This is a genomic window from Clostridium sp. 'White wine YQ' (genome assembly GCF_028728205.1).
Classification (GTDB): Bacteria; Bacillota; Clostridia; order Clostridiales; family Clostridiaceae; genus Clostridium_T.
Genome location: NZ_JAQYUU010000009.1, coordinates 123789 through 137976 on the forward strand (window position 1 = coordinate 123789; position 14188 = coordinate 137976).

Here is a 14188-nt window from a genome sequence, read left to right on the forward strand (position 1 = left end):
TAATACAGAAAGGAAGTTATGAAATTATGGATTTCTATCCAGTTGCTATAGAGAAACTTATTGAAGAGTTTGCAAAGTTGCCTAGCGTAGGGCAAAAAACCGCGCAAAGGTTAACGTTACATATACTTAACTTACCTGAAGAGGAAGTAAAAGAATTTGCTAGAGCATTAGTACAGGCAAGAGGAACTATTAAATATTGTTCTATTTGTGGGAATTTCACAGATAAAGATCCTTGTGCCATATGTTCAAATCCTAACAGAGAGAAACAAGTTATATGTGTGGTTGAGCAACCAAAAGATATTATGACTATGGAAAAGGTTAAAGAGTTTAATGGGGTATATCATGTTTTACATGGCAATATATCTCCAATGCAAGGAAGAGGACCGCAGGATATTAGAATTAGAGAATTAGTTGCAAGAATGAATTCCGATGTAAAAGAAGTTATAGTTGCTACAAATCCTAACATAGAAGGTGAAGCTACAGCGATGTACATATCCAAGATACTTAAACCGTTGGATGTTAAAGTAACAAGAATAGCTGCAGGTATACCAGTAGGTGGGGATTTAGATTATGCTGATGAGGTAACTTTATCTAAGGCACTAGAGGGAAGAAAAGAAATCTAAATTTTCAACTTAAATGAATATCTCATATAAATTCAGTCAATAATTTGAATATAAATTATTGGAGGGGTTATATGAATAGGAAATTTATTCTAGAATCATTATTGAAAAAGAAGGTAACCAATGAAGTTTCTTTGATTAAAGATATTGAACAAGCCGTAAAGGATATTAAGGTTGCAGAAAGTATGTTTGAAAGTGTAAGTGATCCTAAACTTATAGAAATTGCAATTTATTCTGAAGAAGTTGCTAGAAAAAGACTAGATTTCTTATTGAGAGAAGCAAAGGATAACAATTCAAAAGTAGATAATGCTTATGTAGTAGAGAAAAGTTCAGGGTTAGCTGAATAAATAAATGGGGGTATGGGATATGTTTCCAGTAGAAATTTTTTACGGAATAATAAGCTTAATAATATTAGTAATATTATTTAAGGTATTTGCATGGCCTATTAAGATGCTTGGAAAATTAATAATTAATGGCATATTAGGAGTTTTACTCCTAGTAGTAGTTAATTTTATAGGAGGGCCATTTGGAATCAATATTGGAGTGAATATTGTAACAGCTTTAGTAGCAGGCTTCTTTGGTATTCCAGGGGTAATAGTTATGATAGTATTTAAACTATTCTTTTAAAGTTAATAAAAAGGTGAAATATCTCAATATATTAGAGAGATATTTCACCTTTTTTTGTGATTCTTTCGAATCTAACAAAGACGCATAAAAAAATCTTTGCGATTTTTTTACACGCCTTATGTTATAGATGGGAGTCTTGAGGTATTCAAAACAAAAAATATTAGAGGTGTAAAGTAAGGAATTAAAGAGTATTCCTATATAACATTAGTATATGTGTATACAAATAATGTGTTACAAAAAATAAATAAAAATTTAATAACGCTAATACAATATATAGAAGCAATTATTGACGGAAGGAATTTAATGAAAAAATTAATAAACCAGAAGTTGTTGAATCAGGATAAGAAGATAATACTTTGGGGTGTTATTTTAATGACAATAGTATTTCTTTTTTTAACCAATATGCACCAAATGATTCAATACAAGAACCATGGTACTAATTCAGAGGAGGTAATAAAACAATATTTTTCATTAGCACCTTTTAAAAGTTGTATTCTATATTTAATTTATGGGTTTTTAACATGTTTTATATTAAGAGATATGGACAGTTTAGTCTCAAGCATAGAAGAAGAAAAGTATAATTTGAAAGAAGTCTTTTTCACTAAAGTAAGTACCTTGATAGGTATTACTAGTACAAGTATAATAATTGTATTTCTATTTAAGATAATAGTTTATATGGTGAAAAGACAAGACTTTCAGTCATTAGGTATTAATGGTTACAATATATTTATATTCTTTCTATTAGCACTAGCAATTTCCATAGTATCTTGTGGAGGGATTTTTTTATCCTTTATGCTCGTTAAAAACAAGATTTTAGCAATAATTTTCGTTCCATGTATTGAATACTGTTTATTTTTATTTTTTGGTCTTTTTAAAATGTTATTGAGTAGTTATTTATGGCCATTAAAATGGTTACTAGATATGATAGGAAGTATAATGGTTGATTATTTTGCATTATCCTTAACATTTGATTGGAGGATAGAGCTTCAACCTTTCAGCAATCAAATAATTTCGGTATTTCTACTTTTTATAGCAGGCATACTTTTGTTTTGGGTAGATTACTTAATATTTGGAAAGCTAAAGTCTGAAAAGATAAAAAATCTTTTTTATTTTTCCTGGACTATAAAGATAGTTTTCTTAATGATGGCTTTTGTTGGCTCATTTTCTTTATTAGTAATTTTCGATTTGTTGGTATTAGTACTCTCGCCACATAGTTTTAATAACATGAATTTACCAATAAATATTGTTGTGATTATTGCTTCTGTAGTATTTTATAGATTACAACTTAAAAGGTGTTATCTAAAAGACAAAGAATAAAAAAAGGTGGATATTTTTAACAAGGTAGTAAAAAAACACAGACTAAATTTAAAAAAACATAATTATAAAAAAAGGGATTGATTTATTTTATAATGGCAATATAATAAAAGTATAACAGATTGAACGAAGGCGTTTGATAGAGCAATAACTCTATTAAGCGCTTTTTTCTTTCTAGTTTACCTCGAGGAAAAAAACAAGGATCCAGAAAAAATTATATACTTATTCTGCCCCCAAAGGAATAAAGTACACTTGGTTAAGCCATGGCAACCTTGTGATAAATAATTTAGAAAAGATTTATTTTGGTTAAATTTAAATTGAGAATTTAATAAGAGGTATTGAATATAAATTTGATACGAATTATTTTTAAGCGATTGTACAACTTTGGAGCTATATTTATATGTGAGATAAATATAGCTGCCTTAACTTTTTATGGTCCGGACTAAAATTTAATTATAGGGTAATTATAGAAATAGAGATGGCATATATAACGTGAAAAACCATATACTGCTGTATCTATTTTTATTTATGTAAAGTTCTTTGAATAGCATTTAAGTGATATAATTAGGTTATAAATCTATAAGAGAAAGGAATGGTTCTGTGACTAGAGGAAGCGGATTCAATTGTGAACATTGTCCAGAGTTCAAAAAAGGAACATGTAGTGGAGATACAACGTGTCTATGCTATGAATGTCCAAGAAATTTAGGACAGTGTTTATGTGTGAAATATTGTAGAGAAACAGAGTCAATATTGACTATAGAGGAGTAAGGTATGGAAAAGGGTATTGAACTTAAGTTATTAGAATTAAAAGATTATATAAAAGTAATGGAAAATACTAAGCAGGCATTAGATTTAATTTATTGGGATAAGATGGTTATGATGCCAAAGAAGGCTGTGGAAGGAAGATCAGAAGTAGTTGCACATCTTTCTGAACAGTTATTTAACCTTCAAACGTCCCAAAAACTTAAAGAATTCATAGATTATTTTGAGCCTATTTTAGAAAAGCTTGATAAGGTTAATAAAAGTATGGTTGAAACCTTAAAGAAGGAATATGAAGAAACAAAGAAAATTCCAGTAGAAAGATATAAGGAATTTGTAATTCTTGCATCCAAGTCTGAAGTTGCTTGGGAGGAAGCAAAGGAGAAGAATGATTTCTTAATATTCAAACCATATCTAGAAAAAATAATTGAATTTCAAAAAGAGTTCATAGGATACTGGGGTTTTAAAGAACATAAATATAATACACTTTTAGATAAGTATGAAAAGGGAATTACAGTGGAAGTATTGGATGGAGTTTTTGGAGAGCTTAGAGATGCACTAGTAGGTTTACTTAAAAAGATTAAAAAGAGTAATATTAAGATAGATTCAAGTGTAATTAAAGATTCCTATCCAAGAGAGCTACAAAAGGAGCTGAGTCTTTTTTCGCTTGATTTAATTGGATTTGATATGAATGCAGGAAGACTAGATGAAAGCGTACATCCTTTTACAACTAATTTTTCAAATAAAGATGTTAGATTAACTACTCATTATTATGAAGAGGAACTTCTATCAGCATTATTTTCAACAATACATGAAGGTGGGCATGGAATATACGAACAAGGTATAAGTGACGAGCTTAATGGAACTTGGTTAGCGCAAGGAGCATCAATGGGAGTACATGAATCTCAGTCAAGATTTTATGAAAATATTGTAGGAAGAAGTAAAGAATTTTTAAACTTTTTATTTGAAAATAAAATAAAACAATCTTTTGCTAATCTAGAGAATTTGGATTTTGAAACATTTTATAAATGTGTAAATAAGGTTGAACCATCTTTAATAAGAACAGAAGCAGATGAGTTGACTTATTCATTACATGTGATTATAAGATATGAAATAGAAAAAGCTATTTTTAATGGTGAGGTAGACACAGGTGATTTACCTAGACTTTGGAATGAGAAATATAAGGAATATTTAGGTGTAGAGCCGACAAATGATTCAGAAGGAATTCTTCAGGATATGCACTGGTCAGATGGATCATTTGGATATTTTCCAAGTTATGCATTAGGAAACTTATATGGAGCTCAATTTCTAAACACAATGAAGAAAGATATTCCTAATTATAAAGAGCTATTAGAAAAAGGAGATATTAAACCAATAACAAAATGGTTAAAAGAAAAAATTCATACTCATGGAGCAGTATATTCTCCGATGGAATTACTTTTAAAGGTAACAGGTGAAAAGCTGAATCCTAAATACTTTATTGATTATTTAGATGAAAAATATTCCAAAATATATCAGGTATAAAGGTTAAGATACTGCACAAAATAATAGAGGTAATATAAATTTGTAAGGAGAGATGATATGAATAAATCTCATTTATCCTCAATAAGTGGAGAGTTATGTCCTGACTTTTTTCCGAATACAATTTTGCCGTCTATTAGCATGAGGGAAGTTTATTCAACTTGTAAAAATTGTATTGAATATGAAAAAGGTAGTTGCCTTAAGGATGCTTACTCCTATATTACTATTATTAATAGGAATTAGAAGGGAGAAGATAGTATGAATTATGATTTATTTCAAGACTTAAGCTCTGTAGCTAGAAGCTGTCATGATTATTCTCCAGTAGAATTAGGGCCAGTATCTTATTGTAGTTCAAGATTAAGTTGTTTAAATTGTCAAAGTTATGAAAGTAGTCAGTGTAACAAGGAATGTTGTGATAAGGATATGAGTCAAAATGAGAATTAAGTTTTATTTATATTAAAATCCTTATAGATTAATTTAAGATTTTATTAGTTTGATAGTGATTTGAAGGAATATTAAATAATAAGCCTTTAAATCACTATTTTTATTGTGAAATTTACAAAATAATATAGTTATTTATGGTAATTAGAAATGTAAAATATCAATTTATAAAATATCACTAAATGAACCGATTTAAGATAAATTTAATAATAAAACCATTGTTTTAAAATATAAAAAGTAGTAGAATTACAAATAAAATATTAAATTTTCAAAATAACATTTGTGTTTAAGCACGGATAAAACCTTGAAATATTATGAAATATAGAGGGGTTTGCTGCTAGGCAAAATGTAAAAAATAAAAGGGGGCTTTTATAAATGTCAAGAGTATATAATTTTTCTGCGGGTCCAGCTGTATTACCAGAAGAAGTACTTAAAGAAGCAGCTGAGGAGATGTTAGACTACAAAGGAACTGGTATGTCTGTAATGGAAATGAGCCATCGTTCGAAAGCGTTTGAAGGTATTATTGGGGATGCTGAAAAAACATTAAGAGAACTTATGAATATTCCTGATAATTACAAGGTATTATTCCTTCAAGGTGGTGCATCACAACAATTTGCAATGATTCCAATGAATCTCATGAAAAACAGAGTTGCAGATCATATTAACACAGGACAATGGGCTAAGAAGGCTATATCCGAAGGAAAGTTATATGGAAAAATCAACGTGCTAGCATCTTCTGAAGACAAGACATTCACATATATACCTGATTTAAAAGATTTAAAGATTTCTGATGATGCAGATTATGTGTATATATGCCATAACAATACAATCTATGGAACTAAATATAATGATTTGCCAGATACAGGAGATAAGATATTAGTTGCGGATATGTCATCAGATATTTTATCTGAACCTGTAGATGTAAGTAAATATGGACTTATATTTGCTGGGGCTCAAAAAAATATAGGACCAGCAGGAGTTGTTGTTGTAATAATTAGAGAAGATTTAATTACAGATGATGTATTACCAGGAACTCCAACAATGTTAAAATACAAAATTCATGCAGATAACAATTCACTTTATAATACTCCACCTGCATATGGAATATATATATGCGGAAAGGTATTTCAGTGGATTAAAAATAAAGGCGGCCTAGACGCAATGAAGAAAATTAATGAAGAAAAGGCTGCAATATTATATGACTACCTTGATTCAAGCAGTATGTTTAAGGGAACAGTTGTGAAGAAAGACCGTTCATTAATGAATGTTCCTTTTGTAACTGGTTCAGATGAATTAGATGCTAAGTTTGTAAAAGAAGCTAAAGCTGCAGGCTTTGAGAACTTAAAAGGACATAGAAGTGTTGGTGGAATGAGAGCAAGTATATATAATGCTATGCCAATAGAAGGTGTTAAGGCGTTGGTTGAATTCATGAAGAAATTTGAAGAAGAAAATAAGTAAAAGAATTAAGGGGTGCTATAATGTTTAAAATTAATTGTTTAAATCCAATAGCTAATATTGGTTTGGATATATTTTCAGATAAATATGAGAAGGTTGATAATTTTAATGAAGCAGATGCAGTACTAGTTAGAAGTGCAAGTATGCATGATTTAGATATACCTGAATCCTTAGAAGCAATTGCTAGAGCAGGGGCAGGAGTTAACAATATTCCTCTAGATAAATGTGCTGAAAAGGGAGTTGTAGTATTTAATACTCCTGGAGCTAATGCAAATGGAGTAAAGGAACTAGTTATAGCAGGGCTTCTTCTAGCATCTAGAGATATAGTCGGGGGAGTAAACTGGGTTGGTTCAGTGAAAGAAGAGCCAGAAGTAGCAAAATTAGTAGAAAAGAATAAATCAAAGTTTGCTGGAGTAGAGATTCAAGGGAAAAGGCTTGGGGTAATAGGACTTGGAGCTATAGGTGTATTAGTTGCAAATGCTGCTAATAGACTAGGCATGGAGGTATATGGTTACGACCCATTTATTTCTGTAGATGCAGCTTGGAATCTTTCAAGAGATATTAAGCATAGTAAGTCATTAGAAGAAATATACAGAGAATGTGACTATATAACTGTGCATGTTCCATTAACAGATACCACTAAGGGAATGTTTAATAAAGAAGTTTTTGAAATCATGAAAGATGGAGTTAAGATATTAAACTTCTCGAGAGACTCTTTAGTAAATGATGATGATATGATAGAAGCATTAAATTCAGGTAAAGTAAATAGATATGTAACAGATTTCCCAAATCCAAAGGTTGCTGGAAATCAAGGCGTAATTGCTATTCCTCACTTAGGAGCTTCTACAAATGAGTCAGAGGATAACTGTGCGGTTATGGCGGTTAAAGAATTAATGGAATATCTTGAAAATGGAAATATCAAAAATTCAGTTAATTATCCAAATTGCGATATGGGAGTTTGTACTCAAGCAGGTCGTATTGCAATAAATCATAAAAATATTCCGAACATGTTAAGTCAATTCACATCAACTTTAGCAAATGAAAATATTAATATTTCAGATATGATTAATAAGAGTAGAGGTCAATGGGCATATACCATGCTTGATATAGAATCACCTGCTACAGTAGAAATAGCTAAGAAGATTCAAGAAATTGGCGGAGTAGTTAAAGTAAGAATTATTAAATAGTTTATATTCTAAGGGGACAAGTAACTTTGTTCCCCTTGAGTTATTAGGAGGATTTAAGATGGCAACTATTAAACCATTTAATTGTATAAGACCTAGAGAAGATGTGGCAGATAAGGTAGCAGCACTTCCTTATGATGTTTATAATCGTGAAGAGGCGTTAGAAGAAGTAGTAAGGGAACCCTTGTCTTTTTTGAAAATTGATAGAGCAGAAACACAGTTTGATAAAGACTTTAATCCATATGATAAGAAAGTATATGAGAAGGCAAGAGATATACTTAAGGAAATGAAGGAAGATGGAATATTCGTAGAAGAAGGGGAAAACTGTTACTATGTATATGAACTTACTATGAATGGTCGTTCTCAGACAGGTCTAGTAGGATGTGCATCAATTGATGATTATCTAGATAACACAATAAAAAAGCATGAAAAAACTAGAGAAGATAAAGAACTTGATAGAATAAATCATGTAGATATATGTAATGCACAAACAGGTCCTATATTTTTAGCTTACCGTTCTCAAGAAGAAATAAATAATGTTGTAAATAAGATAAAACAAGAAAAAGCTATTTATGACTTTGTTTCACCAGATGGCATTAGACATGCAGTTTGGAAGATTGATGGAGAAGCAGATATAAAGATTATTTCTGAAGCTTTTGGAAAAATAGATAGCATATATATAGCAGATGGTCATCATAGAACTGCTTCAGCAGTAAAGGTTGGATTAAAAAGAAGAGAAGAAAATCCAGGATATACTGGAGATGAAGAATTTAATTTCTTCCTTTCAGTGTTATTCCCTCATGACCAATTAATGATTTTAGACTATAACCGTGTGGTAAAAGATTTAAATGGCTATACCAAAGATGAGTTCCTAGATGAAATTTCAAAGGCTTTTACTGTTGAGAAAATAGGAGTGGAAGCATACAAACCAACAGAAAAAGGAACATTTGGAATGTATCTTGAGAATGAGTGGTATAAGCTTTCAGCAAAAGCAGAATTACTTTCAAAGGATCCAGTAATGGGATTAGATGTTGCTATACTTGAGAATAATCTATTAAATCCTATATTAAACATAAAAGATATAAGAACAGATAAGAGAATTGACTTTGTAGGTGGAATAAGAGGACTTAAGGAATTAGAGAAGAGAGTAAACAGTGATATGAAGGTAGCTTTTTCAATGTATCCTACATCAATAACTGAACTTTTTGCAGTATCTGACGCAGAGATGTTAATGCCACCTAAGTCTACTTGGTTTGAACCAAAACTTAGAAGTGGATTATTTATTCATGAATTAAGCTAAATTTATTTCTAAGATTGATGTATAATGGTAATAGGGTTATATAATTGCGATAAGCAGTTATATAACCCTAATTTTACTAGAATAGCTAAAGGAGTTAAGCAATGGACAATGTAAAAAAATATCCAATAATTCAAGCATTGTTAGCAGCAGTATTATTCGGAGCAAGCTCACCTTTTGCAAAAATACTTTTAGGGGATGTAGCTCCAGTACCACTTGCAGCATTTTTATATTTAGGAAGTGGAATAGGCTTGTTTATATATCAAACAATTATGTTTAGGGGAAAAGATGAAGATTTGAAAGAAGCTCCATTATCAAAAAAGGACATTTTATGGCTAATAGGGGCAGTTGTTTTTGGAGGTGTTATGGCACCAATAATTTCAATGACAAGCCTGAAGGTTACACCTGCGTCTACAGCGTCACTATTATTGAATTTTGAAGGAATAGCAACTACTCTAATTGCAGTTATGTTTTTTAAAGAAGGGATTACCAAAAGAATGTGGATAGCAATACTATGCATAACAAGTGCAAGTATATTATTGTCATGGGATTTTAGTAATCAATGGGGAATATCACATGGGGCATTAGGGATAATTGGTGCATGTGTTTGTTGGGGTATAGATAATAATTTTACTAGGAACATATCAGCTAAAAATCCATTCACCATTGTAATAATTAAAGGATTAGGTGCAGGTTCTTTTTCCTTGTTGCTTGGATTTATGATACATAGTCCTTTCCCCAATATAATTACTATAATAAAGGCTATGATATTAGGTTGTTTTAGTTATGGAGTAAGCTTAGTATTGTTTGTATTAGCAATGAGAAGTTTAGGAAGTGCAAGAACTAGTACATTCTTTGGAACTGCACCGTTCATTGGAGCAATTCTATCATTTGTTTTATTTAGGGAAGCGCCTGGTATTATGTTTATTGTTTCTTTGCCTATTATGATTGTAGGAACACTTCTTTTGTTTAAAGAAGATCATGCACACAAGCACAGACACGAATATATTGTTCACGAACATAGACATAATCATTCAGACAGCCATCATGAACATAGTCATGTACTTGGTGAAGTTCCTATGGATGGTTACCATTCTCATGTTCATGAACACAAAGAAATGGAGCATGAGCACCCTCACACTCCAGATATACACCACAGGCATTCACATTAGTTTTTATAATTACTTTTTAGTTGAACTTGAATCAGAAAATTCCTTAAGAGTCTCTAATAGCTTAGGGTAAAAGTCGTTAAAAGTTTTGTATTTATTACGATTATTCTCATACTCTTTTAGTTTTTCAGATAATGCATCAAGATAAATAAATTTACGATTAGTATCCATATTAATGTAACGTCTGCTTATACCTGAGCTAAAATTGGTATCTAAATTTCTATATGCCACGGCTCTAACTATATGCTCATTTACGCAAAAGTCCCAAGAACCATACTGTTCTTTAGTCATAGCATCTTTTATAGGAGTAAATAGGTTACTATATTTATTTACTTCATCTATGTTTTTTTCAGTTAATGGATTAACATAGGAATGTCCGAACTCATGAATTACCATTTGAAAGAATTCAGCATCATCATTGGGTATTACCATAAAATCATATAAATCAAACTTATCATTTTTTGAAGGGATTCGAGCGGCATATCCCCCAATAGATAAAGGTTCTATAATAAAATTATAGCTATTTTGTTTATATCCATAATAATCAATAAGTTTATCAATGCAACCTAGCTTATCAACTTTTTCTTTTACTGTTGAAACTAATTTTTTGTATAAATCAATATGACTTAAATAAAAATCATCAAAACTAGATTTCTTTCTAAAATCCGATAGTAAGTCAAAAAACTTAATCAGTGTTTTTTTATTTCCAGCAGCAGAAATTACGTCACTAGGTAAAGTAAGATTAGTTAAAAGTTTAAGATTATCATCAACATATAGCATAGCTTGTGGTGGAGTACTATAGGAAAATCCAGTTTTAAGCATTTTTTTATATAAAGTTACTACAGGCTCATCATTATACTTTGAGAAGTAGTTAGCAATATCTTTGCTATATTTGTCATTATCACTACTTAAGTTTTCTTTTATAATTGTAGGATCATCAGCTAAGTATTGAACTATAGAAAGAAGTTCTATTTTAGGTTCAATGCTAACATTACAGGTGCTACTTTCTTTAATAGAATAAGCTGCAGAATCAGTGGCTGTAACAGTAGCTTGGCTATCTTTCTTATCGCAAGAAATAAGATTGAAAATAAAGAATAAAGAAATTAAAGATATCATGACTTTCTTCATAGTTCTCACCCGCCTTTAAAAATAAGTAAATTGGAATAATAATGGAATTATACCATATAAATACATGTGATCACAACAATTGAGAAGGATTAATTAGGCTTATTACAAATGCATAGTTTTGAGATATTATCATAAAATTAAATTGTCACTATTCTTACAGAGAAAAGTAATGAATGAAATTATTGTTAATTATCAATAATATACATGTAAATATTTTTGAGAGGATGTGTAGTTAATGTCATTAAACAATGCAATGACTGCTGATTTTTTACGTTCAGCATATGGTGGAGAAAGTATGGCTCATATGAGATACCTTATATGGGGAGAAGCTGCAGAAAAAGATGGATATCCTAATATAGGTAGACTTTTCAAAGGGGTTGCTTATGCAGAGTTATGTCATGCAAAAAATCATTTTACTGTATTAAAAGATCAAGTTGGAGATAATACTGTTGCTGCAGGGGCTGTATTTGGTCATACAAATATTGTTGAGAATCTTCAAGGTGCAATTGATGGTGAATTACATGAAATTAATCAAATGTATCCTGTTTATCTTGAAACTGCAAAATTTCAAGAGGAAAAAGATGCTCAAAGATCTTTCCATTATGCTTTAGAGGCAGAAAAAATTCATGCTAAGTTATTTCAAGATGCTCAAGATTCAGCTAAGTCAGGAAAAGATATAGGTAGTGAAACCATCTATGTTTGTCCAGTGTGTGGATTTACTGAATTAGGAGATAATGTTGAGAAGTGCCCAGTTTGTGGAGTAAGTAAAGATAGATTTCAATCTTTTTAATATATACAAGTAAGTAATTCAAAAACCTATTCTTTAATGAAAGAATAGGTTTTTGAATTTGAATAAATATCCTTAAGGAGAGACGAGGTTAATTATTATATACATAAGGGCTATTAGGTTTAGGGATAGTATTTATTGAGTCTATGACTACTACTGGAGTTGTAGTTAATTGCCCATCAGTAGCTTGGCTTTTCGCAGAAAGTTTTCCTTGTACTGTAACCCATTGACCCTCTTTTAGTTCAGTGGAATCTCTAAGTCTTCCTATAGGACCAATAATCTGAGCATCAGCAGCACAACAGCTCATATATAGCCTTGAAATAATGAATTCATTATTATTAAGTCCATCTTGTTTGTGGACAAAACCACTTATGGTTATAGCTCTGCCATTATAATCATTTATATGTTGAAAGACATCAGAGAGTGTATTAACAAAGTTATTATCATTTATACTTAAGGGTAAATTTCGTTTCCTTTCTTCAGGCGTCATTTGTCCGGCAATATTAGCTAGTTTATTTACAGCTTTAACACCTTTAGTGTCTACGATAGTGGTATCAATACCAGCATGAGAAGCTCCAAAGCCTATGAGTATAGTGAAGATAAATAAAATTATAACTTTGCTTGAAGGTCTGTTGCTTATGGTGGTAAATATCTTTCCAAACTGATATACAGTAAGTAAGCTTAAGAATACCTGAAAGATATTTAGATACACTATTATTCTAGGTGCTATAAAAAGCTTTATTTTGCCTGTAGAGGTTAGATTAAAAAGAAATAAGGATAGAAATAAAAATATTAAAAATTTTAAAAATTCATTAGTATTAAATCTTTTCATTTATATCACCTTAAATCCTATTAAATTTAGTCCAAACCCTATTAATGAGCAAATTATAACTATGCATAGTATCAAGGGAATCACGTAAGTTCTTTTATATCCCCCAATTAACATAAGTGTATTTTTTATATCTAACATAGGGCCAAATATCAAAAATGCTAATATAGAACCAGTGGTAAATTGTCCAATAAAACTTGCAGCAATGAAGGCATCTGCTTCGGAGCATACAGAGAGAATAAAAGCTAAAAATACCATTGCAATTACAGATAAGAATAGGTTATTTGCAAGATAATTTAAACTACTCCTAGATACAAGAACCTGGAAAGTTGCAGATAGCATAGCTCCAAATATAAGATATTTACTTATATCAAGAAATTCTGATGTTAGTGTATCTAATAGCAAAGATATTTTTGATTGATTCTTTTTGCTGGTATTATGAGAAACCCCGCATCCACAAAAATCATCATCATTAAAATCTGTTTCTTTTAGAATATCTGTTTTTGATTTATTTATTATTGTGATTAATGAACCAATTATAATAGAAGCAATAATGCCTAAAATAGCTCTTGCAGATAATATTTTCAAGTTGCCTCCAAAAGCATAGTAGGTTGATAAAAGAACTATTGGATTAATAATTGGAGTAGAAATCATAAAGGTTGTAGCAACCCCTACAGGAACGCCTTTTTTTATTAATTTTTTAGCGATTGGAATAATGCCACATTCGCATATGGGTAAGAAAATACCTAGTAAGGAAGCACATAGTAGTGCTAAAAAAGGATTTCTAGGAAGTATTCTAGCAATTGTTTGTTCAGAAACAAAAATCTGAATAAGTGATGATATTAGAGAACCTATAAAAATAAAAGGCATGGCTTCTAATACAATACTTATAAATATTGCAGAAAAGTTTGCTAGGGTTCTTGTGTTTAAAGTTATCTTAAATTTCACCATTAATATAATTATTAAAATTATTAGCGGAATTATGGCTAATTTAGATAATGTAGTGAGGACATTTTTATTGTTACTATAGTTATATTCCAATTTTTTATCTCCCTTT

The 14188-nt window shown here is 30.4% G+C and carries 14 protein-coding genes; 11 read left to right on the plus strand and 3 right to left on the minus strand.

Annotation, left to right across the window (positions count from 1 at the left end; genetic code table 11):
* Window positions 1-26: 26 nt before the first annotated feature.
* From recR to PTZ02_RS17970, 10 genes are all read left to right on the plus strand, one after another.
* The gene (gene recR, locus PTZ02_RS17925; RefSeq protein WP_202769148.1) at window positions 27-623 is read left to right on the plus strand and encodes a recombination mediator RecR; all 597 of its coding nucleotides are present in this window, start codon (window positions 27-29) and stop codon (window positions 621-623) included.
* Between the two features lie 71 nt (window positions 624-694).
* Window positions 695-967: a DUF2508 family protein gene (locus tag PTZ02_RS17930; RefSeq protein WP_274229123.1), complete on the plus strand. Its 273-nt coding sequence runs from the start codon at window positions 695-697 to the stop codon at window positions 965-967.
* 19 nt (window positions 968-986) lie between these two features.
* Window positions 987-1247: a pro-sigmaK processing inhibitor BofA family protein gene (locus PTZ02_RS17935; protein ID WP_274229124.1), complete on the plus strand. Its 261-nt coding sequence runs from the start codon at window positions 987-989 to the stop codon at window positions 1245-1247.
* 303 nt (window positions 1248-1550) lie between these two features.
* Window positions 1551-2564 (plus strand): hypothetical protein, encoded by a 1014-nt coding sequence (locus PTZ02_RS17940; RefSeq protein WP_274229125.1) that lies wholly within the window; start codon window positions 1551-1553, stop codon window positions 2562-2564.
* A gap of 768 nt (window positions 2565-3332) precedes the next feature.
* Entirely contained in the window at window positions 3333-4844 is a 1512-nt protein-coding gene (locus PTZ02_RS17945) for a carboxypeptidase M32 (protein ID WP_274229126.1), read from the plus strand.
* A gap of 255 nt (window positions 4845-5099) precedes the next feature.
* Window positions 5100-5285 carry a hypothetical protein gene (locus PTZ02_RS17950; RefSeq protein ID WP_274229127.1) on the plus strand — a complete coding sequence of 62 codons (186 nt, stop codon included), beginning with the start codon at window positions 5100-5102 and terminating at the stop codon, window positions 5283-5285.
* A gap of 372 nt (window positions 5286-5657) precedes the next feature.
* Window positions 5658-6740, plus strand: a complete 1083-nt coding sequence (gene serC / locus PTZ02_RS17955; protein ID WP_274229128.1) for a 3-phosphoserine/phosphohydroxythreonine transaminase — start codon at window positions 5658-5660, stop codon at window positions 6738-6740.
* Between the two features lie 20 nt (window positions 6741-6760).
* Entirely contained in the window at window positions 6761-7924 is a 1164-nt protein-coding gene (locus PTZ02_RS17960; RefSeq protein WP_274229129.1) for a phosphoglycerate dehydrogenase, read from the plus strand.
* Between the two features lie 58 nt (window positions 7925-7982).
* Window positions 7983-9221 carry a DUF1015 domain-containing protein gene (locus PTZ02_RS17965; protein ID WP_274229130.1) on the plus strand — a complete coding sequence of 413 codons (1239 nt, stop codon included), beginning with the start codon at window positions 7983-7985 and terminating at the stop codon, window positions 9219-9221.
* A 101-nt stretch (window positions 9222-9322) separates the two neighbouring features.
* Complete coding sequence (locus tag PTZ02_RS17970) at window positions 9323-10390, plus strand: DMT family transporter (RefSeq protein WP_274229131.1); 1068 nt, start codon at window positions 9323-9325, stop codon at window positions 10388-10390.
* Window positions 10391-10399: 9 nt separating this feature from the next.
* Here the strand turns inward: PTZ02_RS17970 and PTZ02_RS17975 are convergent, their stop codons facing one another.
* A complete protein-coding gene (locus tag PTZ02_RS17975) occupies window positions 10400-11515 on the minus strand; it encodes a DUF4932 domain-containing protein (protein ID WP_274229132.1) in 1116 nt (371 codons plus the stop codon).
* A 235-nt stretch (window positions 11516-11750) separates the two neighbouring features.
* Between PTZ02_RS17975 and PTZ02_RS17980 the strand changes: the two genes are divergently transcribed.
* Entirely contained in the window at window positions 11751-12305 is a 555-nt protein-coding gene (locus tag PTZ02_RS17980; RefSeq protein WP_274229133.1) for a rubrerythrin family protein, read from the plus strand.
* A gap of 88 nt (window positions 12306-12393) precedes the next feature.
* Here PTZ02_RS17980 and PTZ02_RS17985 read toward each other — a convergent pair whose 3' ends face one another.
* Both PTZ02_RS17985 and PTZ02_RS17990 read right to left on the minus strand, forming a co-directional pair.
* Window positions 12394-13134 (minus strand): TIGR03943 family putative permease subunit, encoded by a 741-nt coding sequence (locus tag PTZ02_RS17985; RefSeq protein ID WP_274229134.1) that lies wholly within the window; start codon window positions 13132-13134, stop codon window positions 12394-12396.
* The gene (locus PTZ02_RS17990) at window positions 13135-14172 is read right to left on the minus strand and encodes a permease (RefSeq protein ID WP_274229135.1); all 1038 of its coding nucleotides are present in this window, start codon (window positions 14170-14172) and stop codon (window positions 13135-13137) included.
* Between the last annotated feature and the right edge of the window lie 16 nt (window positions 14173-14188).

What these genes read in the sequence shown, in the direction of transcription:
- recR (WP_202769148.1), top strand. Translation starts at nt 27, where the DNA reads ATGGATTTCTATCCAGTTGCTATAGAGAAACTTATTGAAGAGTTTGCA.
- PTZ02_RS17930 (WP_274229123.1), top strand. Translation starts at nt 695, where the DNA reads ATGAATAGGAAATTTATTCTAGAATCATTATTGAAAAAGAAGGTAACC.
- PTZ02_RS17935 (WP_274229124.1), top strand. Translation starts at nt 987, where the DNA reads ATGTTTCCAGTAGAAATTTTTTACGGAATAATAAGCTTAATAATATTA.
- PTZ02_RS17940 (WP_274229125.1), top strand. Translation starts at nt 1,551, where the DNA reads ATGAAAAAATTAATAAACCAGAAGTTGTTGAATCAGGATAAGAAGATA.
- PTZ02_RS17945 (WP_274229126.1), top strand. Translation starts at nt 3,333, where the DNA reads ATGGAAAAGGGTATTGAACTTAAGTTATTAGAATTAAAAGATTATATA.
- PTZ02_RS17950 (WP_274229127.1), top strand. Translation starts at nt 5,100, where the DNA reads ATGAATTATGATTTATTTCAAGACTTAAGCTCTGTAGCTAGAAGCTGT.
- serC (WP_274229128.1), top strand. Translation starts at nt 5,658, where the DNA reads ATGTCAAGAGTATATAATTTTTCTGCGGGTCCAGCTGTATTACCAGAA.
- PTZ02_RS17960 (WP_274229129.1), top strand. Translation starts at nt 6,761, where the DNA reads ATGTTTAAAATTAATTGTTTAAATCCAATAGCTAATATTGGTTTGGAT.
- PTZ02_RS17965 (WP_274229130.1), top strand. Translation starts at nt 7,983, where the DNA reads ATGGCAACTATTAAACCATTTAATTGTATAAGACCTAGAGAAGATGTG.
- PTZ02_RS17970 (WP_274229131.1), top strand. Translation starts at nt 9,323, where the DNA reads ATGGACAATGTAAAAAAATATCCAATAATTCAAGCATTGTTAGCAGCA.
- PTZ02_RS17975 (WP_274229132.1), bottom strand. Translation starts at nt 11,515, where the DNA reads ATGAAGAAAGTCATGATATCTTTAATTTCTTTATTCTTTATTTTCAAT.
- PTZ02_RS17980 (WP_274229133.1), top strand. Translation starts at nt 11,751, where the DNA reads ATGTCATTAAACAATGCAATGACTGCTGATTTTTTACGTTCAGCATAT.
- PTZ02_RS17985 (WP_274229134.1), bottom strand. Translation starts at nt 13,134, where the DNA reads ATGAAAAGATTTAATACTAATGAATTTTTAAAATTTTTAATATTTTTA.